We start from the raw sequence: 26,185 nt of genomic DNA, 5'->3' as shown, positions 1-26,185 counted from the left end.
GACGACCCTATGCGCGATCTCAACATCCCCGGCGAACGCCACCCCGAAAAAGCCCATCGGCCCGACAAGGCCCAGCCGAAGAAGCCGAGCTGGATTCGCGTCAAGGCGCCCAGTGGCACGGGCTATGCCGATACTCACAAGATCATGCGCGAGAACAAGCTGGTAACGGTCTGCGAAGAGGCCGGTTGCCCCAATGTCGGGGAATGCTGGAGCCAGGGCCACGCCACGATGATGATCATGGGCGAGATTTGCACCCGCGGGTGTTCGTTCTGCAATATCGCCACCGGCCGCCCCGATGCGTTGGACGCATTTGAGCCGGGACGGGTGGCGCATGCGGTGAAAACGCTGGGTCTTTCCCATGTGGTGATCACTTCGGTGGATCGTGACGATCTGGAAGATGGCGGCGCTGACCACTTTGCCCAAACCATCCGCGCCGTTCGCCATCAAAGCCCGAAGACGACGATTGAAATTCTGACGCCCGATTTCCTGAAATGTGACGACAAAGTCCTGGAAGTGGTGGTCGAGGCGCGCCCAGACGTGTTCAACCACAATCTTGAGACCGTGCCGGGGCTGTACCCCTCGGTGCGCCCCGGCGCGCGCTATTTTCATTCCCTGCGTCTGCTGCAACGGGTCAAGGAGTTGGATCCTTCGATGTTCACCAAATCCGGTGTCATGGTGGGCCTTGGTGAAGATGGCCAAGGTGTGCGGCAGGTAATGGACGACATGCGCGCGGCGGATGTCGATTTTCTGACCATCGGGCAATACCTGCAACCGACAGCCAAACACCACGCCGTTGAGCGTTTTGTGCACCCGGATGAGTTCAAAGCCTATGAAAAAGCCGCCTATGGCAAAGGGTTCTTGATGGTTTCGGCCACGCCCTTGACGCGCTCATCCTATCACGCGGGTGATGATTTCGCGCGTCTGCGGGCCAATCGGCTGGCCAAGCTGGGGCAAGCCTAGGGGCTTGGCGGTGCCATCAGCCACGTCTTGTTAAGGTGTTGGCAGTGCCATGAGATAGGCGGTGATCGCCTGCAAATCGCTCTCTGGCAGGTGAGCAAGGTTTTGCACGACATCCGCCATTTCGCCACCAGCCACGTCGTATTCCGGGGTGAAACCGGTGGCGAGATAAGAGGCGATATCAAGTGCCGACCAGTCGAGCTTGTCGGGGGTCAACGCGGGCACTTTTCCCTTGCCGTCAGGTGTCGGCGCACCTTGTAACCATCGGGAATAATCCAATCCGCCCAATGCGTTGCGCGGCGTATGGCATTCGCCACAATGGCCGAGGGATTCAACAAGATAGCGCCCGCGCTCCAATTCTTCTCCACTGACATCGCGCACCCAATCGGTGCGTGCAAAGAGCAGCTTCCAGCCGCCCAGGCTACGGCGGATATTGAACGGAAAGCCCACGTCATGTGCTTGGCTCGGGCTGTCGGATGCGGGCAGCGTGGCGAGAAAGGCGTGCAGGTCGGCAATATCGCTTAAATCTGCGCGTGCATAGGAGGTATAGGGGAAGGCCGGATAATAATGCGCCCCGTCAGGCCCGGTGCCGTGTTGCATTGCATTGGCCAGATCTTCCACGCTCCAGCCGCCGATGCCGTGGGTCGGATCAGGCGAGATATTGGGGGCGAAGAACGTTCCAAATGGCGACTCGAAAGCCAGCCCACCGGACAGCACCAGACGCGCGTCGCCCTCGGCCTTGGGCGCAGCATGGCACGAAGCGCAGCCGCCTACCCAAAAGACCATCTCGCCACGCGCCGCATCACCGGAAAGCCCGGCCAGATCCGCCGGATCAATCCTGCCGGGTCGGGTCAGCCACCAGGAGGCCGCCAACCCAATGATCACAAGGATCGCTAGTATTTTCAATGCTCTACGCATTGTTCCTCACGTTTGGCGGGAGGTCAGGAATCGGGTTGCCGATAGGCCTTGTGGCAATCGCCGCAGGCTTTGCCAAGCGGCCCCATGGCACCACGCAACGCATCAAGACCGTTGCCAGCCACACCATTCATTGCTGCTGCCGCATCGGCCAGCGCTTTGCCTTTGGCACCAATGTCGCTATCTGCGTCCCAGATCTTGGGCAGCGCCTCGGTCACCTCGGTGCCAACCTCAAAGTTATCCGACCCTTGTGGCCACAAGCGCGACTGATCAAGGCTCGACAGTGCCGCCAGATTGCCGGCGGCTTTTGAGGCTGCATCGGCGTCATACTCCATTTCGCCTTTGGCCATTCCACCCAGAACACCGAGGTTGAACGCATAGAGCGTCATCTGCGATTGGCGGGCCTTGATTGCGCGTGCGATGTTGGGGTCGATGTCGCTCTGGGCAAAGGCGGTGCCGGCGAGGGCTCCGGCAAGAACCAGAGCGGACAGGGCTGCGGTGGTCTTGTTCATCGAATAACTCCTTGGTGAACCAGTTATATCCTTGCACCACTATAGCGCGCGATGGCGTGTCGCATAGCGTCACCATGCGCAGGGCTACTGTGCATCAGCAAACAATTGCTCACTTTCTCGTGATGTGGGGGTTATTGCAGCGGCAGGCGAGGGCGGCGCGGCTGGGGTTCCATGCTCAAGGCATCGGGCCATCCGATGAAATGTTCGATCCCCGCAATCACCAGCGCGACGACAATAATGCCCGCCACCATGATCACCATCCGCGTCGAGGGGGGATGACGTGCCCATTTCGACATCCGCAACAATTGTCTGATGCCGATCATTGCGTCTCTCCTCTTGGCCATTGCTCGAAACAGGATACACTCATCACATTCTAGACTGGAGTTTCCAATGACCCAATGCATTTCCACCGCGCTTTGCGGATTGACCCTCGCGTTTGCTGTCGTCACGCCAGTTTCGGGAGGTGAGATCGACGATGCCCGCGACGCCTATCTGGCCGGCCACTATGAAACCGCACTCAAGACCTTGATTCCTGCCGCTGAAGCGGGGGATGCCAATGCACAAAATATTGTCGGTATCGCCTATGAAAATGGTAACGGTGTTCCGCAAGATGCTGTCAAGGCACTGGAATGGTATGAAAAATCGGTAGCTCAGGATTTTGGCAAAGCGTCCATAAATCTAGGCACTTTGCTGCGGGAGGGGGCGCCTGGAGTGCCCAAGGACTATGCCCGCGCCGCAACACTTCTTGAGACGGCCATCGCCCAGGGTATAGCGGCGGCCTATTGGGAGCGCGGTCGCATGCACCGCGATGGTGAAGGCGAACCCGTCGATCTTGACGCCGCGCGCGCCGCGTTTGAACGCGGGCTTGAGCATGGCAACGGCGAATCCGGCAATGCGTTGGCCGAACTTTATCGCCTTGGGCAGGGTGTCGAGAAAGACGAGCCCCGCGCCCGCGCGCTTTACAGCGAAACGGCAGAGACCGGTTATGGCATTGCGATTGGCAATCTGGCCTATAGTTATGAAACCGGATTTGGCGGCGAGATCAACGCGCCAGCGGCCTATGCGCTCTACCTTGAGGCCGTGGCGCTTGGCGATGGCAACGCGGCGGTAAATCTGGCCGATTTCGTGCTCAACACACCCGGCTATTGGCAATCGGGTGCCATGGCAGGTGCCTATTGCATGCTGGGCCTGGATCTGGCGCGTGACGATCAGCAAGCACAGTTCGAAACGGTCTGTAGCGATGTGAACGCGGAACTGTCGGAGGAAGATAAGGCCGAAGCCGCCCAAATTTACGCCGACTGGTAACGCGCTCAGACCTGATCGGTAAAGCGCACCTTGCCGATATAGGGCAGGTTGCGATTGCGCTGTGCAAAGTCGATGCCATAGCCAACGACAAACTCGTCGGGAATCTCAAAGCCGATCCAGTCGGCCTTGACCCCGGTTTCGCGCCGCGACGGTTTGTCGAGCAGCGCAATGGTGCGCAGCTTGCGCGGAAGACGGCTTTTCAGCAGATGAATGACGTGATCGAGCGTGTAGCCGGTGTCGACGATATCTTCGACCACCAGCACATCACGCCCTTCGATCTGACCGCGAATGTCCTTCAGGATGCGCACCTCGCGGCTTGATTCCATGTCGTTGCCATAGGAAGAGGCTTCGAGAAAATCGACCTCGACGGGCAGATCGAGTTCGCGCACCAGGTCGGCAATGAACACGAACGAGCCGCGCAGAAGGCCAACCACCACCAGTTTGTCGGTGTCGGCATATTCCCGACGAATCTCGCGTGCGAGCTCTTCGATCCTTGCGGCAATTGTCTTGGCCGAGATCATTGTGTCGATCACGTATGGGCGGTGTGGCATGATTTCCCCTTGAATATTTGTGGGCAGCATACGACATGGGGCGTCCCTGTCACCTGCCAAACGGAGCGATATGCCGACCCACTCGGAAACCAGGCAACTGCCCTACAGCGCGCGCCAGATGTACGATCTGGTGGCCGATGTGGCATCCTATCCGCAATTTCTGCCGTGGTGCGCCGCGGCGCGCATCCGCTCGGTCACGCCGATGTCCGATGGCGGCGAAGAGATGTTGGCGGATCTGGTGATCAGCTTCAAAGTGTTTCGCGAGCGTTTCGGCAGCCGGGTGCGACTTTATCTCGAGGCCGGGAGGATCGAGGTTGAATATCTTGATGGGCCTTTCAAATACCTGCGTTCGACCTGGGATTTTCGCGATCTTGGTGAGTCGGCATGCGAGGTGACGTTCGATGTTGATTTCGAGTTCAGGAACCTGATCCTGCAAAAGGCGATCGGGTTATTCTTCAACGAGGCGATGCAGCGGATTGTGCGGGCGTTCGAGACACGGGCCGAGGCGCTCTATGACTGAGTGTTGCGTTGGTTTGAAGGGCAGGAACGGGAGTTCTCTCCCCGCACCCCCGGGATATTTCAGGTCAGAGGAAGGCATGGGGAGGCTTTCATTCTGGATCGGGCCGTCAGGAATTTGAAGGGAAAGGGAGCCACCATGAGCGTGTCAGAGAAACTTGCGGAATTTGCCTTGTCCGAATGCCAGGCCCCTGAAGCAGTGCGCGCGGTTGTGCGGCTATCGTTGATCGACTGGATGGCCGTGGGGATTGCGGGCATGCGCGAGCCGGTGTCGGGCGTGATGCATGCCCTTGCGGCTGAAGAAGGCGGCGCAGGGCAGGCGGCCCTGATCGGCGGCGGGCGCGTGCCAATACGTATGGCGGCTCTGGTCAATGGCACGATCTCCCACGCGCTTGATTATGACGACACGCATTTCGCTCATATCGGACATCCGTCCGTCGGGGTTGTCCCGGCGGCGCTGGCTGTGGCCGAAGCGATGGGGGCGAATGGCGCCGAGTTTCAGGCGGCGGCGTTGATCGGCATGGAAGCGTCGATCCGGTTTGGTGTGTGGCTTGGGCGCGCACATTATCAGACCGGTTTTCATCAGACAGCGACAGCCGGATCGGTGGGCGCCTGTGTGGCGGCTGGTCGGTTGATGCGGCTGACACCTGATCAGATGCAGACCGCACTTGGGCTGTTGGCAACGCGGGCAAGCGGGTTGAAGTCGCAGTTTGGCACCATGGGCAAGCCTTTCAATGCCGGGTTGGCGGCGTCGAACGGTGTTGAGGCGGCGTCGCTGGCGCGGCTGGGCATGGAGGCCCGCATCGGCGCGCTGGAAGGGCCGCAGGGATTTGGGCCGACGCATCACGGCGCGGCGGACGGAACCGCGTTTGACGGCTTGGGTGAAGACTGGCTTTTCGAGAGTGTCAGCCACAAGTTTCATGCCTGTTGTCACGGGTTGCATGCGACGCTGGAGGCGTCGGCGCAGATTGATGTGGCAGGTGATGACATCACCGCGATCCGGGTTCACACCCATCCGCGCTGGCTCAGCGTTTGCAATCAACCCGCGCCAGAGACAGGGCTCGGCGCCAAATTCTCCTATTCCACGGTGTTGGCGATGCATTATCTCGGGGCTGATACCGCGCGGCTCGACAGTTTCAGCGATAAGCTCTGTGCTCAGCCCGCGGTGCAGGCGCTGCGCGACAAGGTTGTGGTGGCGGCTGATGACACGTTAAGCGAAATGCAGGCGCGCCTTGAGGTTGATCTGGTCAGCGGGGAAACGCGCCAGGTCTTTCACGATCTTGATGCACCGCTGCCATTGGCCGAACGCGAGCAGAAGATCGCCGCCAAGGCCACGGCACTTCTGGGGGCGGAGCGCTATTTGCACATCAAGACCCTGGTTGATGGGCAAGGTGCACCAGTTGGTCTTGCCGCCATGCTTCAGGGGTGAAACGGGCCTATCCCGGGCCCGTTTGGCATTTCTCGTCATGCGTGTGTCATGACGAGAAATCTGGCGCTGTCAGGACAGCGCCGAAAGCAGCAGAAACAAGGCGTGATCGCGTGCGGCACAGCGCACCCAATCGCGTCCGCGCGGCCCGAACTCGCGGGTTTCCGTGTCGGTCACGCGCCCATCACGCGCCAGCCCGAAACAGACCAGACCCTCGGGTTTGAATTCTGAGCCGCCGGGGCCCGCGATGCCGGTGATCGAAACGGCCAGTTGCGCATGGGAATGCGCCAATGCGCCATCGACCATCTCACGTGCCACCTCTTCGCTGACTGCGCCAAAGCGATCAAGCGTGACGCGGCTGACGCCCAGCATCTCTTCCTTGGCGAGGTTGGAGTAAGTAACAAAGCCGCGCTCAAATACATCCGACGACCCGGCCACATCCGTGAGGGCAGCCGCCACCATACCGCCGGTGCAGCTTTCTGCTGTGGCAACTCTCACGCCCGCCGCACGGGCTTTCTCCAGAATATGTTCTGCGCTCATGCCCCAAGCATGCCATGCGAGACATAAGCCGCCAAGCCCACGGTAAGGGCGGCGGCGATGCCGGCGAATATATCGTCCAGCATCACGCCCAGCGGCCCGTGCTGGCGATCTGCCCAGCCAATCGGTCCGGGTTTCAAGATGTCAAAAAAGCGAAACGCCACAAACGCCACGACCCAGCCAGGCCAGAGCGCCAGCACATCGGCCCCCGCATGGCTTGCCCCGATCATCACCGGCACAAGTGCCAGCCACTGGCCTGCCACCTCGTCGATCACGATTTCGGAAGGGTCGTGGTCGGTCTTGCCACGGGTCATGTCCGCTGTAGCCCACCAGCCAAGGCCAAACACCACCGGCACCATCAGCGCCACAAGCACCCAGCCGCCCAATGCGTAAAGCAGCCACGCAACGGGCAGCGCGGCGGCAGAGCCCCAGGTGCCGGAAAACGGTTTGATATAGCCGACGAAAAAGAAGGTTGCGATTATGCGGCTCATGATTTCACCAATGTAGCTGTGGCCAGGGCGGCAATGCCTTCCTCGCGCCCGGTAAAGCCCAGCCTTTCCGAAGTTGTCGCCTTGATCGAGACCCGCTCGGGCGCAAGCCCGAGAATCTCGGCCATGCGTGTCTGCATCGCTTGCGCATGCGGGCCAATCTTGGGGCGTTCGCAAATCAGGGTGCAATCGACATTGCCGATCTCGAACCCCTTCTGGCGCGCTAGCGCAGCGGCATGGGCCAGAAAGACATGGCTCTCGGTGCCCTTCCACTGTGGATCGCTGGGCGGGAAATGCCGCCCGATATCCCCTTCGGCCATCGCCCCATAGATCGCATCGCTGACCGCATGTAGCCCGACATCGGCATCGGAATGACCTTGCAGCGCGCGCTCATGCGGCAGTTTCACACCACAGAGCCAGACATGATCGCCCGGCCCAAAACGGTGTACGTCAAAGCCATTACCAAGCCGGATATCCATTCTACGCCCCTGGTTTTGTTGCAGTATCTGTTCCGCGCGCGCAAAATCCTGCGCATGGGTGATCTTGAGGTTGTCCTCATGCCCCGGAACGATACGCACCTCAAGCCCTGCCGCGCGCGCCACCTCGACATCATCCGCCGCTTCACCCGCAAACGCATCATGCGCAGCGCGGATCGCGGCAAAACGAAATCCCTGCGGTGTCTGAGCGCGCAAAAGCCCGGCGCGCGATTGGGTTCCGGCAACCTTGCCGTTTTCGCCCCGCCATAATGCATCGGTTACGGGCAGGGCCGGGGCTGCGCCGGGAGCGTCCTGCAATGCAGTTAATACCGCCTCGATCACCGCTTGGGGCACGCAAGGGCGCGCCACATCATGGATCAACACCTTGTCTGCAGTGCCCAACGCCAAAAGCCCGGCCTTGACCGAATCCGCCCGCGTCGCGCCGCCTTGGCACGTCTCAACACCTTCGGGTGGGGCATAGGCACCATCATCTCCAGCAGGCAAGACCAGCATCACCCGGTCGATTCCCGGCGCTTGCAGGAAGGCCTCAACCGTCCAGTCGATCACTCGTCGCCCCGCCAACGCGCGCCATTGTTTAGGCGCACCCGGTCCGGCGCGTGTGCCGCGGCCGGCGGCAACAATGATGGCAGCAGTTTGGCTCATGGTAACGATCAATAAGGACAAGCCCGGAGCGGAGCAATCCGCCATTTCCCGGTGTGAACTGCACAAAAATTAGGCACTCCCTTCCGGCACCATCGAAATCTGCCTATAATTCATTGCGATTTACCGCGCATGGCCCTAGCCGGAAACAAATGCACAAGGATTAAGCGTTTTGATCGAGTCCCGGCAAACCCTATTGCTTGACCCTCCCGTGGCGCTCGCGCCGATGGCCGGGATCACTGATCTGCCCTTCCGGCAATTGGTCAGCCGTTTTGGCGCCGGGCTTGTGGTATCCGAGATGATCGCATCCGGAGAATTCCTCACCGCGCGCCCCGGCAGCGCCGAAAAAGCCGAACTCGGGGCAGGGGTGGAAAACACCGCCGTGCAGATTGCGGGCCGCGAAGCGCATTCGATGGCCGAAGCGGCGCGCCGTGTGGCCGACATGGGGGCCCGCGTGATTGACATCAACATGGGGTGCCCGGCCAAGAAGGTCACGGGCGGTATGTCGGGCTCGGCGCTGATGCGCGACCCCGACCATGCGCTGCGCCTGATCGAGGCCGTGGTCGGCGCGGTCACTGTGCCGGTCACGCTGAAAACCCGGCTTGGTTGGGACACGGATACGCTCAACGCGCCGGATCTGGCCGCGCGTGCCGAAGCGGCGGGCATCTCGCGGCTGGTGATTCACGGGCGCACGCGCTGTCAGTTCTATAAAGGACGCGCCGATTGGGCGGCGATCCGGGCCGTGAAACAGGCGGTCTCGATTCCGGTGCTGGCCAATGGCGATATCTGCTCGGCTGCGGATGCGCGCGCCGCCATGGCACAATCAGGCGCGGATGGCGTGATGATCGGGCGCGGCGCCCAGGGCCGCCCTTGGCTGCTGGCGCAGGTGGCGCATGAAAACCATGGCGCACCAATTCCGACCATCCCCACAGGAAGTGGATTAATCGATTTGATAACAGAACATTATGAAGCAATGCTAACCTTCTACGGGAATCCTCTGGGCACCCGTGTCGCGCGCAAGCATCTGGGATGGTATATGGACCACTGTGCCGTTCCCGCAGCTCTGCGTCGCGAGGTGCTGACCACGCGCGAGCCGTCCCAGGTGCTGCGTCTGATCCCCATCGCCATGCAACGGCAAAGCGAGGCGGCAGCATGAACGAACACCCCGCCATCTGGGCGTCACTCCCCGTGCCTGCGGTTCTGGTCGACGGCAATAATTGCATCCTCGATATCAACCCGGCAGGCGAAAGCTTCCTGCTCACCTCGGCCAAGGCAATTCGTGGTCAAAAGGTGTTTGACCGATTGAAGATAGATGCGCCCTTGGAAGAAGCCTTCCTGCGCGCCCGCACCAACACTTCCGAGCTTTTTGTCAACGATGTCGATGTTGGCATAGGCGGTCGTAAACCGTTGCTATGCAACCTGCAAATCGCGCCGATGCAGGGCATGCCCGGACAAATGCTGGTTCTGATTTCCCCACGCGAACTGGCCGGGCGGATGACGCAATCCTATTCGGTCAAATCGGCGGCCAAATCGGCCATCGGGATGGCGGAAATGCTGGCCCATGAAATCAAGAACCCGCTCGCCGGGATCACCGGCGCCGCACAGCTCCTAAGCATGAGCATTGACCCGCAAGATATTGAGCTCACCGATTTAATCGTAAGCGAAACCCGACGAATCGTGAAACTTCTTTCGCAGGTTGAACAGTTCGGAAATCTTTCCCCCCCCGATCTTCGTGCCGTCAATATTCACGACATGCTTGATCGTGCGCGCCGCTCGGCGCTGCTTGGTTTCGGGGCGCATATGAAGATCATCGAGGATTATGACCCCTCGCTTCCACCGGCCCTGGGCGATCCGGACCAGCTTTTGCAGGTTATGCAGAATCTGCTCAAGAATGCCTCTGAAGCTGCCGGTCGCGAAGGTGGCACCATCCGATTGCACACCTATTTTGAACATTCGTTCCGGCTGCGCCGCGCATCTGGGGCGGGTGAAAACCTGCCGCTGCAAATTGAGGTCATTGACGATGGTCCGGGGCTGCCGCCCGAGATCGCGGGCGACGTTTTCGATCCGTTCGTGTCAGGGCGCGAAAACGGCACCGGATTAGGCCTCGCGCTGACTGCCAAGATTATCTCTGACCATGGCGGCTGGATAGCTGTCGAATCGGCTCCCGGGCACACCGTATTTCGCATTTCCCTGCCGTTGGCCCCAAAAGAAGCAAAGGAATAAACCATGGATGGCACTGTTCTCGTCGCCGATGATGACCGCACGATCCGCACGGTGTTGACACAGGCGTTGACCCGCGCAGGCTGCAAAGTGCACGCCACATCCAGCCTCACCACCCTGATGCGGTGGGTCGCCGAGGGCAAGGGCGACGCGGTCATTACCGATGTGATGATGCCCGACGGTAACGGCTTGGAAATGCTGCCGAAAATAGCAGAAGACCGCCCCGGTCTGCCGGTCATCGTCATCTCGGCGCAAAATACCATCATGACAGCGATCAAGGCGACCGAAGCAGAAGCCTTCGACTATCTGCCAAAACCTTTCGATCTGCCGGATCTGATGAAGCGCACGGCAAAGGCGCTTGAGGTGCATCGCCGCAGGCCCGACCCACGGCCAGCTACCCCCGAGCGTCCCGAAGAATTGCCGCTGGTGGGGCGCACTCCGGCAATGCAGGCGCTCTACCGACTGGTGGCGCAGGTGGTGAACACCGATATCCCGGTGTTGATTTCGGGCGAAAGTGGCACGGGCAAATCGCTCATCGCGCGCGCAATCCATGACCTCTCCGATCGGCGCAGCTTGCCCTTTGTGACCGTCACCAGCGGCGATCTGCGCGATCTTGAAAGCCCGGCGCGCCTGCTGTCTCTGGCGCGTGGCGGTACCGTTTTATTGGATGAAATCAGCGAAATAGAGCAGGAACTTCAAGTCAACATTGTGCGCATGTTCGACGCGCAAAACGAAATCAGACCGCGATTCTTCGCCACCAGCCAGCGTAACCTGGCGCAAGCGCTTGAGGCGGGGCAATTGCGCAAGGATCTCTACTACCGGCTGGAAGGTGCAACGCTCAATGTGCCGCCCCTGCGTGAGCGGGTCGATGATATCCCGCTTCTAGCGGCGCATTTTCTGTCACGCGACGAAGAAAGCGGCATGACGGGGGAACGTCAATTTTCCGATGAAGCCATCGCCGTGATGCGCAAATACAGCTGGCCCGGCAATGTGCGCCAACTTGAGAATGCCGTGCGACGGTTGGGTCTGAACCAGCGTCTCGATGCCATCACCCGCGCCGAGGTCGAGGCCGTGCTTGGCAATCAGCCCGGCAATGAGGCCGCTCCAAAACTGGTGGACGGTGACAAGCTCTCGGCTTCTGTGGCGCGCCATTTGCAACGGTATTTCGATTTGCACGACAACATGTTGCCGCCGCCGGGGCTCTATGGGCGTATCCTGCGCGAAATTGAGCTGCCGCTGATCGAAATTGCGCTCGATGCCACCGGTGGAAATCAGGCCAAATGTGCCGAACTTCTGGGGATCAACCGCAATACGCTGCGCAAGAAAATCACAGATCTGGATATTCGCGTGACACGTCGCCGCAAGTTGATGTAAAACCGCAACAGAACAGTGGCGCATGCGCCTCAGAGCGCAAGACGTCCTCGATATGAAGCGGTGAGCCGCGATCGCGGCACAAGATCAAGAGGGTGGCGGGTGGTCTCCCGAACAACAACTTCCACATGGAACAGGCTGGTGCGCCTGCGCAGGCAACGCCGCGCGCAGAATATTGCCACCCTGGGGCTGGTGCTTCTGGCGCCGGTCCTCGTGCTTGCGACCTATCTGGTGCTGGGGCCGCTGCAACAGGGCGCGTCCTCGCAGGGGCTGCGCTTTGTCATGTTGGCCGATCTGGTCTATGTGCTGGTGGTGGCGGCGCTGGTGTTGCAACGGGTGATGCGGATGGTGTCGGAGCGGCGCGCCCGCTCGGCAGGCTCGCGACTTCACCTGCGTCTCACCGGCGTGTTTACGGTCATGGCGCTTATCCCGACGATCACTGTCGCGATATTCGCGGTGCTTACCGTGAATATCGGGCTTGAAGGCTGGTTTTCCGAACGGGTCCGTTCGGTGGTCGGATCGTCTTTCTCCGCGGCCCAAGCCTATGAGGCAGAGCACCGCAGCTCACTTGAAGACAGCGCGCAATCCATCGGGCGGATGATTGATTTGGCGCGCGCGGCGGTGCCGATCATGCAAGATCCGGAAATTCGCGAAGTGCTCACATTGGGGCAGCGCCGGTTTCAACCGGCAATGCGCGAAGCCTATGTGATTGACGGCACGGGCGAGTTGCGCGCGCGCGGCGAACGCTCTTACCTTTTCGAGTTCGAGCGCCCCACGGCCGCCCAGATCGCACAGGCGCGTGAAACCGGCATTTCGGTGATTCAGGATTGGGACAACAACGAATTTCGCGCGATCGTCCCGCTAGAGAATTTTCCTGATCGGCTGGTCTATGTCAGCCGCGAGGTGGACGGCAAGATCCTCAATCTGCTGGATGACACACAGGCCACCGTGCGGCTTTACAATCAGCTTGAATCCGAACGGGGCAGGGTGCTTTTCGAATTTGGCCTGCTTTATCTCGGCTTTGCGGTGATTCTGATCCTCGCTGCGATCTGGCTTGGACTGTGGTTTGCCGAGCGGTTGGCGCGCCCCGTCGGCAGGTTGGCAGGCGCGGCGCAACAGGTCGGTGCAGGCGACCTCGACGTGCAGGTGATCGAAGAAGACGGCGACGATGAAATCGCCATGCTCGGGCGTTATTTCAACCAGATGACACGTCAGCTCAAAGGTCAGCGCGAAACGCTTCTGAGCAACACCGAACAGATCGAACGCCGCCGCCGCCTGTTTGATTCCGTTCTAAGCTCGGTGACGTCGGGGGTGGTCGGGCTTGACCCCGATGGGCGCATCAGCTTCGTCAACCGCTCGGCTGAACGGTTGATGGATTGGCAGGAGGATCAATCCAATCTGGCGCTGAGCGTGGCAGTCCCCGAATTCGGCCCGCTGTTTGATACATTGCGCCAGAGCGCTGGCAATACGGTGCAGGATGAGGTCAAGGTGTCGCGCGGTGGGCGGCTGGAAAACCTTCTGGTGCGGATATCCACCCGCATGGGAGAAGATGGAGAGCTTGAGGGATATGTGCTGGCCTTTGACGATGTCACCGATCTGGTCAGCGCTCAAAGGATGGCGGCCTGGGGCGATGTTGCGCGCCGTATTGCGCATGAGATCAAGAATCCGCTCACGCCGATTCAGCTTTCGGCCGAACGTATCAAGCGCAAGTTCTCACGCGAATTGCCCGAACCGGAAGCAGCCAAGCTGGCCGAATTGACGGATGTGATTGTGCGCCAGACCGACGGTTTGCGTCGTATCGTTGATGAATTCTCCAAATTTGCACGTATGCCCGAACCCGACAGGCACCATGAAAGCCTTACCAACCTGGTGAGCGATTCTGTGGTATTGCAGAAGTCCGGGCAACCGGACGTGAAGATTCGCGCCGATATGGCCGAGGATCTGCTGGAAGGCGAATTTGATGCCGCGATGATCAGTCAGGCTCTGACCAATCTGATCAAGAACGCCGGAGAAGCCACGCAGACCTATCGCGAGACCCATGATCCCGAAGGTTACATGCCTGAAATCCGGATCGCGACGCGCCGCGACAACGATCATGCGATGATCACCATCGCCGACAACGGCATCGGCTTGCCAGAGGACCGCGCCAAGCTGTTTGAGCCTTATGTGACCACCCGCGACAAGGGCACGGGGCTGGGCCTGCCGATCGTCAAGAAGATTATCGAAGAACATGGCGGGAGCCTTGTTCTGGAAGATGCACCCGTATTTGAGGGGTGCGCTCATGCCGGGGCCATGGCGGTCATCCGGCTGCCGGTTTCCCCGGCGCAAGACAATGATTTGAGTGGTGAAAATGAAAAATTGGCAGTGTGAGGCAAACCGATGAGTGACATTCTGATCGTGGATGACGAACGCGACATCCGGGAATTGATTTCCGATATTCTCGAAGACGAGGGCTATGCAACGCGGCTGGCCGGCAATTCCGACGACGCGATGAGCGCCGTCAAGGCCGACCCGCCCGCTCTGCTGATTCTCGATATCTGGCTCAAGGATAGCCGGATGGACGGAATCGACATTCTCAAGGCGGTAAAGCGTGACAACCCGGATGTGCCGGTGGTGATCATTTCGGGCCATGGCAATATCGAGATCGCGGTCGCCGCGATCAAGCAGGGCGCCTATGATTTCATCGAAAAGCCCTTCAATATCGATCAGCTTCTGGTGGTGATCCGCCGCGCAATGGAGACATCGCGCCTGCGCCGCGAAAATACCCAGCTCAAGCGTAAAGACACCACCAGTGCCGAAATGATCGGCGCCTCGGCCGTTTTCCGCACGATGGTGGGACAACTCGACAAGGTGACGAAATCCAATGGCCGCGTATTGCTGGCTGGTCCGTCGGGCGTGGGCAAGGAAATCGCCGCGCGCTATATCCACACCCATTCTTCACGCAAGGATGGGCCTTTCGTCGTGGTCGGCTGCGCCTCGATCGAGCCGGACCGCATGGAAGAAGTGCTGTTTGGCCGCGAGACATCCGAACGTGGCGTCGAACCGGGGCTTTTGGAGGAAGCACATGGCGGGGTGATCTATTTTGACGAGGTGGCCGACATGCCGTCGGGCACCCAAGGCAAGATCCTGCGGGTTCTGGTTGATCAACAGTTCCTGCGCGTGGGCGGTGCCGACAAGGTGCGCGTCGATTTGCGTGTCATTTCATCAACCTCGCGTGATCTACAGGCTGAAATCGCCGACGGACGCTTTCGTGAAGAACTCTATCACCGGCTCAACGTCGTCCCGATCACCGTGCCCTCGCTTGAGGAACGCCGCGAGGATATTCCGCTTCTGGCCGAGCATTTCATCACTGATTTCAACCAGACGCAGGGCCTGCCATTGCGTCCGCTCTCGGATGAAGCGGTGGCGTTGATGCAGACGATGACCTGGCCCGGAAACGTGCGCCAGCTCAGGAACGTGATCGAGCGATTGCTGATCCTTGGCGATAGCTCGGGCGAGATCCTGGCCAAGGAACTACCCTCAAAAGAAGAGAGCAGCAGCGAGGAGGGCCGCGTCGTGCTTTCGGGCGTATTGGCCACATTGCCGCTGCGCGAAGCCCGTGAAGCGTTCGAGCGTGAGTATCTGCTGACCCAGATCAACCGCTTTGGCGGCAATATCTCGCGAACGGCACAGTTTGTCGGTATGGAACGCTCGGCGTTGCACCGAAAACTCAAGTCCCTCGGCGTGGTCACCACCAACAAATCCGGTGCACGCGTGGCAACCGTGGATGACGCCGCCCATGAAGACGCCGACTGAGCCTCGCTGCGATGGGCTCCGCCCTTGAAAAACGCCTTGCGCAGCTCGACCGGACCCGCCGCGCGGCGGAGGCGCTGAGCGCCGATATGCAGCAAGTCGCGGCGCTGGCCGGAATCGAACTGGCCGAGGCGCTTGCAGTCAAGCCCGACGCGGTGGTGTTTCGCGCCCTTTGGCGGGGGCGCGCCGTGGTCGTCAAACGGTTTCTCGCGGCCGATTCTGGCGATACGGTCACGCGCATGCAGGCCGAACTGGCCTATGCTGTCGCCCATCTCACTGATGCGCGCTTTGCGGTCAATCGCTGCCTCTTGGCCTTGCCCGATGCGGGTATCATCCTGCTCAGCGACGTGCCGGGCAGGCGCCTGCGCGATTGCCTGGCAGAGGCGACGCCGCCCGAGCGTATTCGGCTGCTGCGCATGGCCGCTGATTGGCTTGCGGCATATACCGCCCCGCGCCTTGAAACTGCTGGATTTGGTGCCAAACATTGGGTGCGGCGCGCCGAGGCCACAGACATTTCGCATCTTTCTGCCGCCGATCGATCTCTGGCCGCCGCCCTGATCGAATCGATTGTCGAACACGCACTGGCCGCTCGTGGCACACGCCTGTCCCGCTCGCCGGGTCACGGCGATTTCGTCGATCTCAATCTGGTTTATGACGGCTCCACCCTTTACGGCGTCGATATTCAAGGTCCGGCGCGGCTGCCCGTGGCCCGCATGGTCGCGCGCTTCCTGACTTGGCAACAATTGCAGGCCGACGCCCCCGAGGGGCCGCGCGAATTCGGATTGAACACCGCTGATCTTAATGCCTTTCTCGGCGGCGGGCTGTTGCCTGCGCAAGAGCGTCACCAATTGCTGGCGGTCTTTGTCGGCGATCAGCTGTTGTTTCGGTTTTGCGAAAGCATTGATACGCCCAAACACCACGCCCGCGCGGCCGCCGCCATCGAAAGCTATATTGGCGCGCCCTAGAGCGGCTTTCAGCCCGGCGTCACGATCTGCCAGACGCCGCTCTTGCGCACCACGCAGGATTTTGCCGAAAGCTGCGGATAGGTCGTTGTTTGTTGGGGTGTCACGGCTTGCGAAATCCCCGCCGAGCAATTCGGGATGCGCACGTATTGATAGCCCTTGTCATTCATGCATTGCGTCACGACCTGCTTGCGCAATCCCTCGTTGGCATCTTCGGTGATGATCCGGGGCGGCAGGTGACGTCCGGGGATGATGGTGCAATTGCCATCGCCGTCGCAAACCCGCTTTGGCGGAACGCGCGGCCCGGGGATCACGCGCGTCACCTGGTTCACAGGCACCTTGTTCGCCGCTGTTACCCGACAGTCCAGAAGCGCACGATCCGCCGCCGCTACGGGCACTCCGGCTTTGTAATACACCCCCATTGGGCCACAGGCGCCCAGCAGGGCAAGAGCAAGGAACGCGCGAAACTTCATGGTTTTTCTTTCCTTCTGGCGGGGTGTGATGCGCTATCTTAAGCTGCCGGTTGCCTGCTGACAAAGCAATTGACCCGCGCGCGCCCATCTGCCATGCAAATCACTTGATATGAAGGGGTCTTGCGGCCATGAAGGTCATCATTTGCGGCGCGGGTCAGGTCGGTTGGCAGATCGCACGACATCTCTCGGGCGAACGCAACGACGTCACTGTCGTCGACAATAACGTCGATCTCGTGCGCCGGGCCACTGATACGCTGGATGTGCAGGGAATCGCAGGTTTTGCGTCTTATCCCGACGTTCTTGAACGTGCCGGGGCGCGCGATGCCGACATGATCATCGCCGCCACCCATTCCGACGAGGTCAACATGGTCACCTGTCAGGTGGCGCATTCGGCTTTTTCGATCCAGCGCAAAATCGCACGTCTGCGCTCTCAAAGCTACCTGACGGCGATCTATTCCGATCTCTACCGGCGCGATCATATGCCGATCGACGTGGTGATCAGCCCGGAACGCGAAGTGGCCGAGGCCGCACTGCGCCGCCTGAAATCGCCCGCCGCGTTCGACACTGAATCCTTCCTCGAAGGCAAGGTTCAGCTGATGGGCATCACCATCGGCGAGGATTGCCCGGTGCTCAACACGCCGCTGCGCCAGCTCACCGATCTTTTCTCGACGCTGAAGGTGATCGTGGTCGGGTTGCGCCGCAAGGGGCGGCTTTTCGCGCCTGACGCGGGGGATCAGATCCTGGCAGGTGATGAATGTTATCTTTGTGTTGCGACCGAAGACGTGCCGCGCACACTCGAAGTGTTCGGCAAGAAGAGCCGCAAACAGGAACGCGTGGTGATTATCGGGGGCGGCAATGTTGGTCTCGCCGTGGCCAAGGCGCTTGAGGATAGCGAGACCCGCATTCGCGCCAAAGTGATCGAGCGCAGCCGCGCCGTTGCCGAACATGCGGCGGACGCATTGGAGCGCACCATCGTGCTCAATGGTGACGGGCTCGATGCGTCGATTCTGGCGGAAGCGGCGATTGATCGCGCCGATGCCGTGCTCTGTGTCACCGACGATGACAAGACCAATTTGCTGGCCGCCGTGCGCGCCAAGCAGATCGGCTGTCCGATGGCGATTACGCTGGTCAACGATCCCACCTTCGTGCCGCTGATGGCCCCGATGGGGATTGACGCCTATATCAATCCGCGCGCCACCACGGTCAGCTCGATTTTGCGCCACATCCGTCACGGACGGGTGCGCGGCGTCTATTCCATCGGCGATGCCGAAGCCGAGATGATCGAGGCCGAAGTGCTATCGACCTCGCCGGTGACAGGTCAGCAGATCCGCGATATCGACTTCCCTGAAGGGGTGCTCGTCGGTGCTGTTCAGAAAAAGGACAAGGTGCTCAAACCGACCGGTGCATTGCGGATTGAAGAGGGCGATGTGATCGTGCTTTTCGCAATGGCCGCCGACGTGCCCGAGGTCGAGAGGCTGTTGCAGGTCTCGATCGACTTCTTCTAGGCGCCGTGCAGATGCTGCCCTACCAACATCCCGATCCCTGCCTGGACCGGTCACGCAGATGACCCCGACCGCACGGCATATCCCACTGATTCTCGCGTTGGCCGGATTCATGGCGCTGTTCATGATGTTCCCGGCGTTGCATGGTCTCGTCCATCAGCGTTTTGCCGAGGCGCGGGCATTCTTTTATTCTGGCCTGCTGGGGCTTGTTGCGGTGGTCATGATACAGATCACCCTTTCAAGCCGCCCGCGCAAACTGCGCGGCGGGCTCACCGATCTGGCGGCACTTCTGGCCTCCTTCACGGTACTGCCGCTGTTTTTCGCTGTGCCGTTTCATGATGCGCTCCAGACCACCTCGTTTCTCAATGCCTATGTCGAAATGGTTTCGTCCTTCACGACCACAGGTGCCACGCTGTTTCCGACTGAACGCCTGTCAGACACCATGCATATGTGGCGCGCTCAGGTCGGCTGGATTGGCGGGTTGTTGATGTGGGTCGCGGCGGCGGCGATCCTTGCACCGCTCAATCTCGGCGGGTTCGAGGTCACCGCCTCGGCCGAACCGGGGCAGGGCGACACCCCGCTTGACCGCTATGACATGTCCGATGCCACCCGCCGCCTGCAACGCTCGCTGCAACTGCTGGCACCGATCTATATCGGGCTCACTGCAGTGCTATGGTTCTGTCTGGTGATTGCAGGTGATCGCCCCCTTGTGGCGCTGATCCACGCGATGTCGACACTGGCCACGAGCGGGATTTCCGCGGTCGGAGGCGTTGCGGGTGCCAATTCCGGCATGCTCGGGGAATTTCTGATTTTCCTGTTTCTGTTCTTCGCGTTGTCGCGGCTCACCTTCTCCTCCGATACGCTCACTTCGGCGCGTCCCGGCCTGCATCACGATCCCGAGTTTCGCATCGGCCTTCTCTTGATCGCCGGCGTGCCGCTGATCCTTTTTCTGCGCCATTGGCTGGCGGCCTTCGAGGTTGACGAACTCGAAAATATCGTCGCTGCAGGCCGCGCTCTCTGGGGAAGTACCTTCACCGTCCTGAGCTTTCTTACCACCACGGGTTTCGAAAGCGCTGGATGGAGTGATGCGCGCAATTGGTCGGGGTTGGGCGCTTCAGGCATGATCCTTCTGGGTCTGTCATTGATCGGCGGCGGCGTGGCCACCACGGCGGGCGGGGTCAAGCTCTTGCGCGTCTATGCGCTCTATCTCAACGGCCTGCGCGAGATGGAACGCCTGGTGCATCCCAACTCGGTCGGGCGCTCGGGCGGGCAGGGGCGTCGGATCCGGCGCAATGGTGCCTTTGTGGCTTGGGTCTTCTTCATGCTGTTCGCGATGACGCTGGCGCTGATCATCGCCGGGCTTACCGCGACCGGCACCGATTTCGAAAACGCGGTGATCCTCTCGGTCGCAGCACTTTCAACCACCGGCCCGCTGATCACCAGCGCCGCCGAGGCGCCGGTTTCTCTGGTTGAGATGAGCACGGGAGGCAAGCTGATCCTGAGCGCGGCAATGGTGCTTGGTCGGCTTGAAATGCTGGCCATCATCGCCATTGCCAATCTCGCTTTCTGGCGCGATTAGAGTGTTTCGAGACAAACCGGACTCACGGGTATGCTTTGAGACGGCCACGACGTTGATCGGTTGCGCGGCGTTTCCACGTAACCCAGCCTCAGGTTCAAATAGAAACGCTTTAACCCTATGCAAAACCTCACCAGACAGCGTCACGCGGGCCTGAAATTTTGCTCTGGACGCCCGCACGGCCCCACGACATACTCGGCCTCACGGGACAGGCTCCGGTCCGCGGCGCCGCGCAAGAAAAATGATAAAGAACAAGGGCTGAAAATCTGATGGCTTCCGACCGACAAAATCTGCAAGACGCGTTTCTCAATCATGTGCGGAAGACCAAGGTTCCGGTGACAATCTTCCTGATCAACGGGGTCAAATTGCAGGGTGTGATCACGTGGTTTGACAATTTCTGCGTGCTGCTGCGCCGTGATGGGCAATCCCAGTTGGTTTACAAACATGCGATTTCCACCATCATGCCGTCGCAACCGATCAACCTCTATGATGGTGAAGACGCGAACTAGCGCGCTCTGCCTCGGACCGGTGACAGGGCCGGGCGATGCGCTATGCGACGGACGAATTTCGCGGGCACGTTGCACACCGCCCGTGATACAGGTTCTGTGCGAAACATTTAATTGGATCACTGATGGGTGACACCCCGACCGGAGAGCCGCACGACACGCAACAACGTGATACGCGCGCCTGGGTTCTCCACCCCGATATCCGCAATACCAGACGCGATCGCGATCCCGCCCGCGCGCTTGACGAGGCGGTCGCGCTCGCAGATGCACTGCCCGGGCTCGTGGTGGTCGGTTCCGAGGTCGTACGCTTGCCCCGCCCGCATCCCGGGCTGCTCTTTGGCACCGGCAAGATCGAAGAGCTGAAACTACGCATGCAGTCGGGCGAGGTCGATCTGGTGCTGATCGACGGCCCGGTCTCGCCTGTGCAGCAGCGTAATCTTGAAAAGGCCTGGGGGGTGAAACTGCTCGATCGCACCGGGCTGATTCTCGAAATCTTCTCGGACCGCGCGCGCACCAGCGAAGGTGTGCTCCAGGTCGAAATGGCCGCGCTCAGCTATCAACGTACCCGCCTTGTGCGCGCCTGGACCCACCTTGAGCGTCAACGCGGCGGGCTTGGTTTCGTCGGCGGCCCCGGCGAGACCCAGATCGAGGCCGACCGGCGCGCCATCGACGATCAGCTCGTCCGCCTGCGCCGTCAGCTTGCCAAGGTGGCCAAGACCCGCGAATTGCACCGCAAGGCGCGCGCCAAAGTGCCTTATCCGATCGTTGCCCTGGTGGGCTATACCAATGCCGGAAAATCCACTCTATTCAACCGGTTGACCGGGGCCGAAGTGATGGCCGAGGACATGCTTTTTGCCACGCTCGATCCCACCATGCGACGCATCGCGCTGCCCGATGGTGGCCCCGAGGTGATCCTGTCGGATACGGTGGGTTTCATTTCCGATCTGCCGACCGAGCTGGTCGCTGCCTTCCGCGCCACTCTGGAAGAAGTGCTGGCCGCCGATCTGGTGGTGCATGTGCGCGACATCGCCCATCCCGAAAGCGATGAACAGGCGGTCGACGTGCGCGCCATCCTCGCGTCTCTCGGTGTTGATGAGCAAACGCCCCAGCTTGATGTCTGGAACAAGATCGACCTGCTGGACGACGCGACGCGCGAAGCCAGGCTGAACGCTGCAGCCCGCGATGACGGCATTGTTGCGCTGTCGGCCACTACCGGACAGGGCATGCCTGAGTTTCTGGCCGCGGTTTCATCCCTGCTGGCCGACGTGCGCCATGAGACAACGCTTGATCTTTCGTTTTCCGAAGGTCGAAAACGCGCCTGGCTGCACGAACAGGGCGTGGTGGAAAGCGAAGAACAGACAGAAAAAGGCTTCCGCCTGCAATTGCGCTGGAGCGACCGTCAGGAACAGCGCTTTCGCCAGTTATAAGCACGGCGATCAACGGCTCTTCTGCGAAAAATCAACCCGACTCCAGGCCGCTTGCGTGGGCAGCTACGTCGGCGCGTATCACTCTCTTGGCAACAGCCGGGTGATGCCCACCGCCGCAGCACGCGCCAGCCCGACATCCAACGACATCGGCACATATTCGCCACGCCGCCACAGCGTTGCCATATCGTCATAATGGCGCGACAGGAAATGCCCTGATTGGCCGGTCGAGATAACAAAAACCGAACTGTCCGGATCGGCGAAATCGTAAACCCCGCGATAGCCCGCGCCATGCACGTTGCGAAACGGGGTTGGCCCGCTGCCCAATGTACCCCCCCGGTTCAGCGTGAAATCACCGCCACTGGTGGATTGGTGGATATTGACGAAATAGCGCAGCATCGGCACCTCGCCCAAAACGCCATGGTCATGCGTGGCCTGATGCGCATCGCCCCATTGCAGGCTTTCCAGCGCGGTGCCATAGGTCTCGTCGATCCACAACAACGCATCATCCAGCGCAGCCATCGCGATTTCGCTGCAGGTTTCCACGTTCGAGGATTGCGCTACATCACACCACACTCCCGCACCGTCGATATTGCGGAAAACCCGTTCGATGAACAAGGGTTCAAGATAGTTCAACTCATCCGCCAGCGGTCCCAACTCGTCGCGGATCAGCCGCGCTTGCAGGGCGCGCATCCAGGCCGCATAAATCAGCGGTTCAGGCAGATGCTCGTACATTTCGCCATTCCAGTTGACCAGCAATTCAAGCGCACGCTGACGCAACCGCTCGGGCGTGCCTTCGGGCGCGGCTTCACCGGTAAACCACAGATCCTTGCCCACCAACGCCAGAAGCACCCGCGCGGAATGGCTCACGATATCAAGCTGCGCCTCGATGAAACTGTCGCGGTTATGCACCCGGCGCCTTTGCATCAGTTCGTTCCAGCGTTGCACGCGCTGTGTGTCGCCCCAATCATGCGAGACATGCGCCGGGAACGGGCGGCTTACGGTCTTGTTGTTGGTATTGCCGACGATTCCACCTGGCGGGGCGATGAACTCGGGCAGGGCGGCATAGGCCGAGATTCCCTGCCAGCGGTTCTCGGCAATCCAGCCACGCGTTGGCATGCGCCCTTCGCTTTCGTGTCCTGCATCACGGCGCGGCATGGCGCCAATCGTCTTCATCGCGACGTTGATCCTGTCGGCCACGATCAGGTTCTGCGAGGGCGCAACATAGCTTTCTGTAGCGGCAATTGCGTTCTCGATCGTGTCGGCGCGCATCAGATTGTAGGCAGCGGTGTAAGAGCGATCCTGATCCGACAACGCCGTCCAGGCGATCGAGGCAACATGCCCCGGCGGCGTGATACTGCCCAGCCGCTCATAGCTGCCTGGCAGGACAGGGCCGTTATCGGTCCATCGCAGGGTCAGCGTGATCGGCGGTTGGTCCTTGATTTCAATGATGGACTTGCGGCTTTCAAAGCGCTTGAAGCCGTCGGGCGTGCGGTATTCTTCCGGATTGTCAGGGTTCAGCGCTTCGACATAAACATCAAGATCGTCGAGATAAGAGGCGGTCAGCCCCCAACCAAGCGATTTGCTGCGCCCGGTCAAGACCGCGGGCAGACCCGGAATTGTGCCGCCAATCACCCCGCCGCGCGTCAGCTCGATCCGCGCCAGATACCAGATCGAAGGCGCGGAAAACCCCATGTGCGGATCGCTGGCCAAAAGTGTGCCGCCCGAGGCCGACCGTTCCGGTGCCGCTGCCCAGGCATTCGACCCGCTGCCAAAGCCGGGGGCCGTGAAGGGCGAAAGCGGATGATCCGGGCGCGGTTTCATCCCAGCCTGAGCATCAGCAAACACCTGCTCGACGCTCGCATCGGGCACCAGGCTCGCATATTCGGGCAGGGCGCCGACACCCGGCCCCGGCGCGTCGGGCAGAAGGTCGCGCACCCGCGCCGGATCGCGCATCGCCAGGGAAAGCCGCGCCCGCAGCACTTCTTTTTGCAACTGGCTCATCATCCGGGTCGCCATCAGCTTGCCGATGGCAATCGAATCCGCCGGGCGCCACGGCGCGACCGGCACGTTGAAGACAAACATCTCCGGCGCACCACGCCCCAGCGCGTCACGGTTGATCTCGCTCAGCCGTGCATTGACCCCGGCGGCATAAGCCTCCAACGCTGCCAACGCCTCGGGATCTTGCGACGCAACCGAAGTCCCGGCCAACCGATAGATATCAAGCCGCCGCATCAAGGTGTCGATTTCCAGCGTGGATGCGCCGAACACCTCCGAAAGCCGCCCCTGCGCCGTGCGCCGCAGCATCATCATCTGCCACAACCGGTCCTGGGCGTGGGCATAGCCAAGCCCGAACATCGTATCGTTGTCGCTGGCGCCAAAGATATGGGGCACATTGGCGTGATCGCGCACGATCTCGACGGGCGCGCCCACACCCTCGACCCGCAAGGCCTTGTTATAGTCGGGTAGCGAGCGCGAAGCGAAGAAATAGACACCCGTCAAAGTCACGACGGCAAGCACGAGAAACAGCACGACAAAGCGCATCATCCATCGGAAAAGCCATGCCATCTGTCGGTGGTCCTCTTGTCGGTTTCTGCGCTCGGCCCTTGCCATTCGGGTCCGCGACAGACAAACCTTAAAGCGACGAATTGCAAGGGGAAAGACATGAGCAAGGTCGCTTTTTTGGGTCTGGGGGTAATGGGCTATCCCATGGCCGGACATCTAACCGCCAAGGGTCACGACGTTTGCGTTTACAATCGCAGCGCCGCCAAAGCCGTGGCGTGGGTCAAGGAACACGGCGGGCGCTCCGGGCCTTCGCCGCGCGACGCCGCACAAGGGGCAGATTTCGTGATGTCTTGCGTCGGCAATGATGACGACCTGCGCAGCGTTTGCCTTGGCGAAGAGGGTGCATTCGCAGGAATGGAGCGCGGCGCGATCTTCGTCGATCACACGACGGTTTCGGCGGCGGTCACGCGCGAACTCGCCGAGGCGGCCTCGGCCAAGGGTATCACCTTTGTCGACGCGCCGGTCTCGGGCGGGCAGGCGGGGGCAGAAAACGGTGTGCTCTCGATTATGTGCGGCGGCGATCAAGGCGCCTATGACAAGGCCGAACCGGTAATGGCCGCCTATGGCAGGTCGATCAAACGGCTGGGCGAAAGCGGCGCGGGGCAGTTGACCAAAATGGTCAATCAGATCTGCATCGCTGGTCTGGTGCAAGGCTTGGCCGAGGGGCTGCATTTTGCCCAGAAAGCCGGGCTGGATGGCAGGGCCGTCGTTGAGGTGATTGCGGGTGGTGCTGCTGGAAGCTGGCAGATGGCAAACCGCCATGAAGGCATGTTGGAAGACAGGTTTGATTACGGCTTTGCGGTCGACTGGATGCGCAAGGATCTCGGCATCTGCCTCTCCACCGCAAATGAAAACGGTGCCTCGCTGCCGATCACGGCGCTGGTCGATCAGTTCTACAAGGATATTCAGAAGATGGGCGGCGGTCGGTGGGATACGTCGAGCCTGATCAAAAGGTTGCGTGATATGGGCTAGTTAGGGGGGTATCAGGGGTCGTTAGCGGGTATAAGGTGCGTGCCGTGCTGTCTGCGAGTCTTGGGGGCTTTGCCCCCAAACCCCCAGGATATTTTCGGCAAGATGAATGAGGGCTTCAGTGCGTGACAGATTTTGAAAACATCTGGATCACCACGATCCCGGCGATGATCAACAAAAGGCCCAGCACGGCGGGCCAGTCGAGCCTTTGCCCGAACACCCAAAACCCGATCAACGCGATGAACACGATTCCAAGCCCCGACCAGAGTGCATAGACCACGCCCACGGGCATGAATTTCAACGTCATGGACAGCAAATAAAAGCTGATCGCATAGGCCACCACCACCAGAACCGATGGCCAAAGCCGGGTGAATTGCTGGCTGGATTGCAGGGCCGAAGTGCCGATGGTTTCCGCCGCCACGGCCAGAAGCAGATAGATGTAATGCATGGGCGTGCTCCTTTTTGCCCAGCCATCGCCCAAA

25 protein-coding genes are annotated in these 26,185 nt (G+C 60.6%); 15 read left to right on the top strand and 10 right to left on the bottom strand.

The annotated features are described in order from the left end of the window. The first annotated feature begins 9 nt into the window (after positions 1 to 9). Positions 10 to 960 carry a lipoyl synthase gene (gene lipA / locus LZG00_09930; GenBank protein MCF3594319.1) on the top strand — a complete coding sequence of 317 codons (951 nt, stop codon included), beginning with the start codon at positions 10 to 12 and terminating at the stop codon, positions 958 to 960. A gap of 30 nt (positions 961 to 990) precedes the next feature. On the opposite strand, the gene LZG00_09925 is transcribed toward lipA, so the two are convergent. The 3 genes from LZG00_09925 to LZG00_09915 all read right to left on the bottom strand — a co-directional run bounded on the left by LZG00_09925 (position 991) and on the right by LZG00_09915 (position 2,707). Continuing rightward, positions 991 to 1,875 (bottom strand): cytochrome c, encoded by an 885-nt coding sequence (locus LZG00_09925; protein MCF3594318.1) that lies wholly within the window; start codon positions 1,873 to 1,875, stop codon positions 991 to 993. A 23-nt stretch (positions 1,876 to 1,898) separates the two neighbouring features. Then, the gene (locus LZG00_09920; protein ID MCF3594317.1) at positions 1,899 to 2,384 is read right to left on the bottom strand and encodes a cytochrome c; all 486 of its coding nucleotides are present in this window, start codon (positions 2,382 to 2,384) and stop codon (positions 1,899 to 1,901) included. Between the two features lie 131 nt (positions 2,385 to 2,515). Continuing rightward, entirely contained in the window at positions 2,516 to 2,707 is a 192-nt protein-coding gene (locus LZG00_09915) for a hypothetical protein (protein MCF3594316.1), read from the bottom strand. Between the two features lie 67 nt (positions 2,708 to 2,774). Between LZG00_09915 and LZG00_09910 the strand changes: the two genes are divergently transcribed. Continuing rightward, entirely contained in the window at positions 2,775 to 3,689 is a 915-nt protein-coding gene (locus LZG00_09910) for a sel1 repeat family protein (GenBank protein ID MCF3594315.1), read from the top strand. A 5-nt stretch (positions 3,690 to 3,694) separates the two neighbouring features. On the opposite strand, the gene hpt is transcribed toward LZG00_09910, so the two are convergent. After that, positions 3,695 to 4,240 (bottom strand): hypoxanthine phosphoribosyltransferase, encoded by a 546-nt coding sequence (hpt, locus tag LZG00_09905; protein MCF3594314.1) that lies wholly within the window; start codon positions 4,238 to 4,240, stop codon positions 3,695 to 3,697. Between the two features lie 70 nt (positions 4,241 to 4,310). On the opposite strand from hpt, the gene LZG00_09900 reads away from it, so the two are divergent. Then, on the top strand, positions 4,311 to 4,760 hold the full coding sequence (locus LZG00_09900) for a type II toxin-antitoxin system RatA family toxin (protein MCF3594313.1): 450 nt from the start codon (positions 4,311 to 4,313) through the stop codon (positions 4,758 to 4,760). A 135-nt stretch (positions 4,761 to 4,895) separates the two neighbouring features. Then, complete coding sequence (locus LZG00_09895) at positions 4,896 to 6,185, top strand: MmgE/PrpD family protein (protein MCF3594312.1); 1,290 nt, start codon at positions 4,896 to 4,898, stop codon at positions 6,183 to 6,185. Between the two features lie 69 nt (positions 6,186 to 6,254). On the opposite strand, the gene LZG00_09890 is transcribed toward LZG00_09895, so the two are convergent. The 3 genes from LZG00_09890 to LZG00_09880 are packed head-to-tail and all read right to left on the bottom strand — an operon-like array spanning position 6,255 to position 8,346. Further along, a complete protein-coding gene (locus LZG00_09890; protein ID MCF3594311.1) occupies positions 6,255 to 6,722 on the bottom strand; it encodes a CinA family protein in 468 nt (155 codons plus the stop codon). Next, positions 6,719 to 7,210 carry a phosphatidylglycerophosphatase A gene (locus LZG00_09885; GenBank protein MCF3594310.1) on the bottom strand — a complete coding sequence of 164 codons (492 nt, stop codon included), beginning with the start codon at positions 7,208 to 7,210 and terminating at the stop codon, positions 6,719 to 6,721. The genes LZG00_09890 and LZG00_09885 overlap by 4 nt, the downstream gene beginning before the upstream one ends. After that, a complete protein-coding gene (locus LZG00_09880) occupies positions 7,207 to 8,346 on the bottom strand; it encodes a bifunctional 2-C-methyl-D-erythritol 4-phosphate cytidylyltransferase/2-C-methyl-D-erythritol 2,4-cyclodiphosphate synthase (GenBank protein ID MCF3594309.1) in 1,140 nt (379 codons plus the stop codon). Before LZG00_09880 ends, LZG00_09885 begins: the two co-directional genes overlap by 4 nt. Positions 8,347 to 8,569: 223 nt before the next feature. On the opposite strand from LZG00_09880, the gene dusB reads away from it, so the two are divergent. From dusB to LZG00_09850, 6 genes are all read left to right on the top strand, one after another. Next, positions 8,570 to 9,499: a tRNA dihydrouridine synthase DusB gene (gene dusB, locus LZG00_09875; protein MCF3594308.1), complete on the top strand. Its 930-nt coding sequence runs from the start codon at positions 8,570 to 8,572 to the stop codon at positions 9,497 to 9,499. Then, positions 9,496 to 10,566, top strand: a complete 1,071-nt coding sequence (locus tag LZG00_09870; protein ID MCF3594307.1) for an ATP-binding protein — start codon at positions 9,496 to 9,498, stop codon at positions 10,564 to 10,566. Before dusB ends, LZG00_09870 begins: the two co-directional genes overlap by 4 nt. 3 nt (positions 10,567 to 10,569) lie before the next feature. After that, positions 10,570 to 11,937, top strand: coding sequence for a sigma-54 dependent transcriptional regulator (locus tag LZG00_09865; GenBank protein ID MCF3594306.1), 1,368 nt, complete (start codon positions 10,570 to 10,572; stop codon positions 11,935 to 11,937). Between the two features lie 135 nt (positions 11,938 to 12,072). After that, positions 12,073 to 14,304 carry a PAS domain-containing sensor histidine kinase gene (locus LZG00_09860; GenBank protein ID MCF3594305.1) on the top strand — a complete coding sequence of 744 codons (2,232 nt, stop codon included), beginning with the start codon at positions 12,073 to 12,075 and terminating at the stop codon, positions 14,302 to 14,304. Between the two features lie 9 nt (positions 14,305 to 14,313). Further along, positions 14,314 to 15,729 (top strand): sigma-54 dependent transcriptional regulator, encoded by a 1,416-nt coding sequence (locus LZG00_09855; GenBank protein MCF3594304.1) that lies wholly within the window; start codon positions 14,314 to 14,316, stop codon positions 15,727 to 15,729. A gap of 11 nt (positions 15,730 to 15,740) precedes the next feature. After that, complete coding sequence (locus LZG00_09850) at positions 15,741 to 16,691, top strand: hypothetical protein (GenBank protein MCF3594303.1); 951 nt, start codon at positions 15,741 to 15,743, stop codon at positions 16,689 to 16,691. A gap of 8 nt (positions 16,692 to 16,699) precedes the next feature. Here the strand turns inward: LZG00_09850 and LZG00_09845 are convergent, their stop codons facing one another. Continuing rightward, complete coding sequence (locus tag LZG00_09845; protein MCF3594302.1) at positions 16,700 to 17,161, bottom strand: hypothetical protein; 462 nt, start codon at positions 17,159 to 17,161, stop codon at positions 16,700 to 16,702. Between the two features lie 128 nt (positions 17,162 to 17,289). Here LZG00_09845 and trkA point away from each other — a divergent pair, with 128 nt between their 5' ends. The 4 genes from trkA to hflX all read left to right on the top strand — a co-directional run bounded on the left by trkA (position 17,290) and on the right by hflX (position 22,172). Further along, positions 17,290 to 18,666 (top strand): Trk system potassium transporter TrkA, encoded by a 1,377-nt coding sequence (trkA, locus tag LZG00_09840; GenBank protein MCF3594301.1) that lies wholly within the window; start codon positions 17,290 to 17,292, stop codon positions 18,664 to 18,666. A gap of 58 nt (positions 18,667 to 18,724) precedes the next feature. Then, complete coding sequence (locus LZG00_09835) at positions 18,725 to 20,242, top strand: TrkH family potassium uptake protein (protein ID MCF3594300.1); 1,518 nt, start codon at positions 18,725 to 18,727, stop codon at positions 20,240 to 20,242. Between the two features lie 266 nt (positions 20,243 to 20,508). Continuing rightward, positions 20,509 to 20,748, top strand: coding sequence for an RNA chaperone Hfq (gene hfq / locus LZG00_09830; protein ID MCF3594299.1), 240 nt, complete (start codon positions 20,509 to 20,511; stop codon positions 20,746 to 20,748). A 122-nt stretch (positions 20,749 to 20,870) separates the two neighbouring features. Next, positions 20,871 to 22,172, top strand: coding sequence for a GTPase HflX (hflX, locus tag LZG00_09825; GenBank protein ID MCF3594298.1), 1,302 nt, complete (start codon positions 20,871 to 20,873; stop codon positions 22,170 to 22,172). A 78-nt stretch (positions 22,173 to 22,250) separates the two neighbouring features. Here the strand turns inward: hflX and LZG00_09820 are convergent, their stop codons facing one another. Beyond that, positions 22,251 to 24,737: a penicillin acylase family protein gene (locus LZG00_09820; GenBank protein MCF3594297.1), complete on the bottom strand. Its 2,487-nt coding sequence runs from the start codon at positions 24,735 to 24,737 to the stop codon at positions 22,251 to 22,253. Between the two features lie 96 nt (positions 24,738 to 24,833). Here LZG00_09820 and LZG00_09815 point away from each other — a divergent pair, with 96 nt between their 5' ends. Continuing rightward, positions 24,834 to 25,706, top strand: coding sequence for an NAD(P)-dependent oxidoreductase (locus LZG00_09815; protein ID MCF3594296.1), 873 nt, complete (start codon positions 24,834 to 24,836; stop codon positions 25,704 to 25,706). A 115-nt stretch (positions 25,707 to 25,821) separates the two neighbouring features. Here the strand turns inward: LZG00_09815 and LZG00_09810 are convergent, their stop codons facing one another. After that, a complete protein-coding gene (locus tag LZG00_09810) occupies positions 25,822 to 26,151 on the bottom strand; it encodes an SMR family transporter (protein ID MCF3594295.1) in 330 nt (109 codons plus the stop codon). Between the last annotated feature and the right edge of the window lie 34 nt (positions 26,152 to 26,185).

The organism is Rhodobacteraceae bacterium LMO-JJ12, from assembly GCA_021555075.1.
Lineage (GTDB): Bacteria > Pseudomonadota > Alphaproteobacteria > Rhodobacterales > Rhodobacteraceae > JAKGBX01.
Note: the sequence above shows the minus strand (reverse complement) of the source record. Positions and strands in the feature narration are given on the sequence as shown.

Bases quoted from the DNA above. Each gene is read 5' to 3' on its own strand.
- hpt (MCF3594314.1), bottom strand. From the start codon at position 4,240: ATGCCACACCGCCCATACGTGATCGACACAATGATCTCGGCCAAGACA.
- LZG00_09845 (MCF3594302.1), bottom strand. From the start codon at position 17,161: ATGAAGTTTCGCGCGTTCCTTGCTCTTGCCCTGCTGGGCGCCTGTGGC.
- hfq (MCF3594299.1), top strand. From the start codon at position 20,509: ATGGCTTCCGACCGACAAAATCTGCAAGACGCGTTTCTCAATCATGTG.
- lipA (MCF3594319.1), top strand. From the start codon at position 10: ATGCGCGATCTCAACATCCCCGGCGAACGCCACCCCGAAAAAGCCCAT.
- dusB (MCF3594308.1), top strand. From the start codon at position 8,570: ATGGCCGGGATCACTGATCTGCCCTTCCGGCAATTGGTCAGCCGTTTT.
- LZG00_09810 (MCF3594295.1), bottom strand. From the start codon at position 26,151: ATGCATTACATCTATCTGCTTCTGGCCGTGGCGGCGGAAACCATCGGC.
- LZG00_09815 (MCF3594296.1), top strand. From the start codon at position 24,834: ATGAGCAAGGTCGCTTTTTTGGGTCTGGGGGTAATGGGCTATCCCATG.
- LZG00_09915 (MCF3594316.1), bottom strand. From the start codon at position 2,707: ATGATCGGCATCAGACAATTGTTGCGGATGTCGAAATGGGCACGTCAT.
- LZG00_09835 (MCF3594300.1), top strand. From the start codon at position 18,725: ATGACCCCGACCGCACGGCATATCCCACTGATTCTCGCGTTGGCCGGA.
- LZG00_09880 (MCF3594309.1), bottom strand. From the start codon at position 8,346: ATGAGCCAAACTGCTGCCATCATTGTTGCCGCCGGCCGCGGCACACGC.
- LZG00_09850 (MCF3594303.1), top strand. From the start codon at position 15,741: ATGGGCTCCGCCCTTGAAAAACGCCTTGCGCAGCTCGACCGGACCCGC.
- LZG00_09900 (MCF3594313.1), top strand. From the start codon at position 4,311: ATGCCGACCCACTCGGAAACCAGGCAACTGCCCTACAGCGCGCGCCAG.
- LZG00_09885 (MCF3594310.1), bottom strand. From the start codon at position 7,210: ATGAGCCGCATAATCGCAACCTTCTTTTTCGTCGGCTATATCAAACCG.
- LZG00_09820 (MCF3594297.1), bottom strand. From the start codon at position 24,737: ATGGCATGGCTTTTCCGATGGATGATGCGCTTTGTCGTGCTGTTTCTC.
- LZG00_09865 (MCF3594306.1), top strand. From the start codon at position 10,570: ATGGATGGCACTGTTCTCGTCGCCGATGATGACCGCACGATCCGCACG.
- LZG00_09920 (MCF3594317.1), bottom strand. From the start codon at position 2,384: ATGAACAAGACCACCGCAGCCCTGTCCGCTCTGGTTCTTGCCGGAGCC.
- LZG00_09870 (MCF3594307.1), top strand. From the start codon at position 9,496: ATGAACGAACACCCCGCCATCTGGGCGTCACTCCCCGTGCCTGCGGTT.
- LZG00_09855 (MCF3594304.1), top strand. From the start codon at position 14,314: ATGAGTGACATTCTGATCGTGGATGACGAACGCGACATCCGGGAATTG.
- LZG00_09910 (MCF3594315.1), top strand. From the start codon at position 2,775: ATGACCCAATGCATTTCCACCGCGCTTTGCGGATTGACCCTCGCGTTT.
- hflX (MCF3594298.1), top strand. From the start codon at position 20,871: ATGGGTGACACCCCGACCGGAGAGCCGCACGACACGCAACAACGTGAT.
- LZG00_09925 (MCF3594318.1), bottom strand. From the start codon at position 1,875: ATGCGTAGAGCATTGAAAATACTAGCGATCCTTGTGATCATTGGGTTG.
- LZG00_09890 (MCF3594311.1), bottom strand. From the start codon at position 6,722: ATGAGCGCAGAACATATTCTGGAGAAAGCCCGTGCGGCGGGCGTGAGA.
- trkA (MCF3594301.1), top strand. From the start codon at position 17,290: ATGAAGGTCATCATTTGCGGCGCGGGTCAGGTCGGTTGGCAGATCGCA.
- LZG00_09895 (MCF3594312.1), top strand. From the start codon at position 4,896: ATGAGCGTGTCAGAGAAACTTGCGGAATTTGCCTTGTCCGAATGCCAG.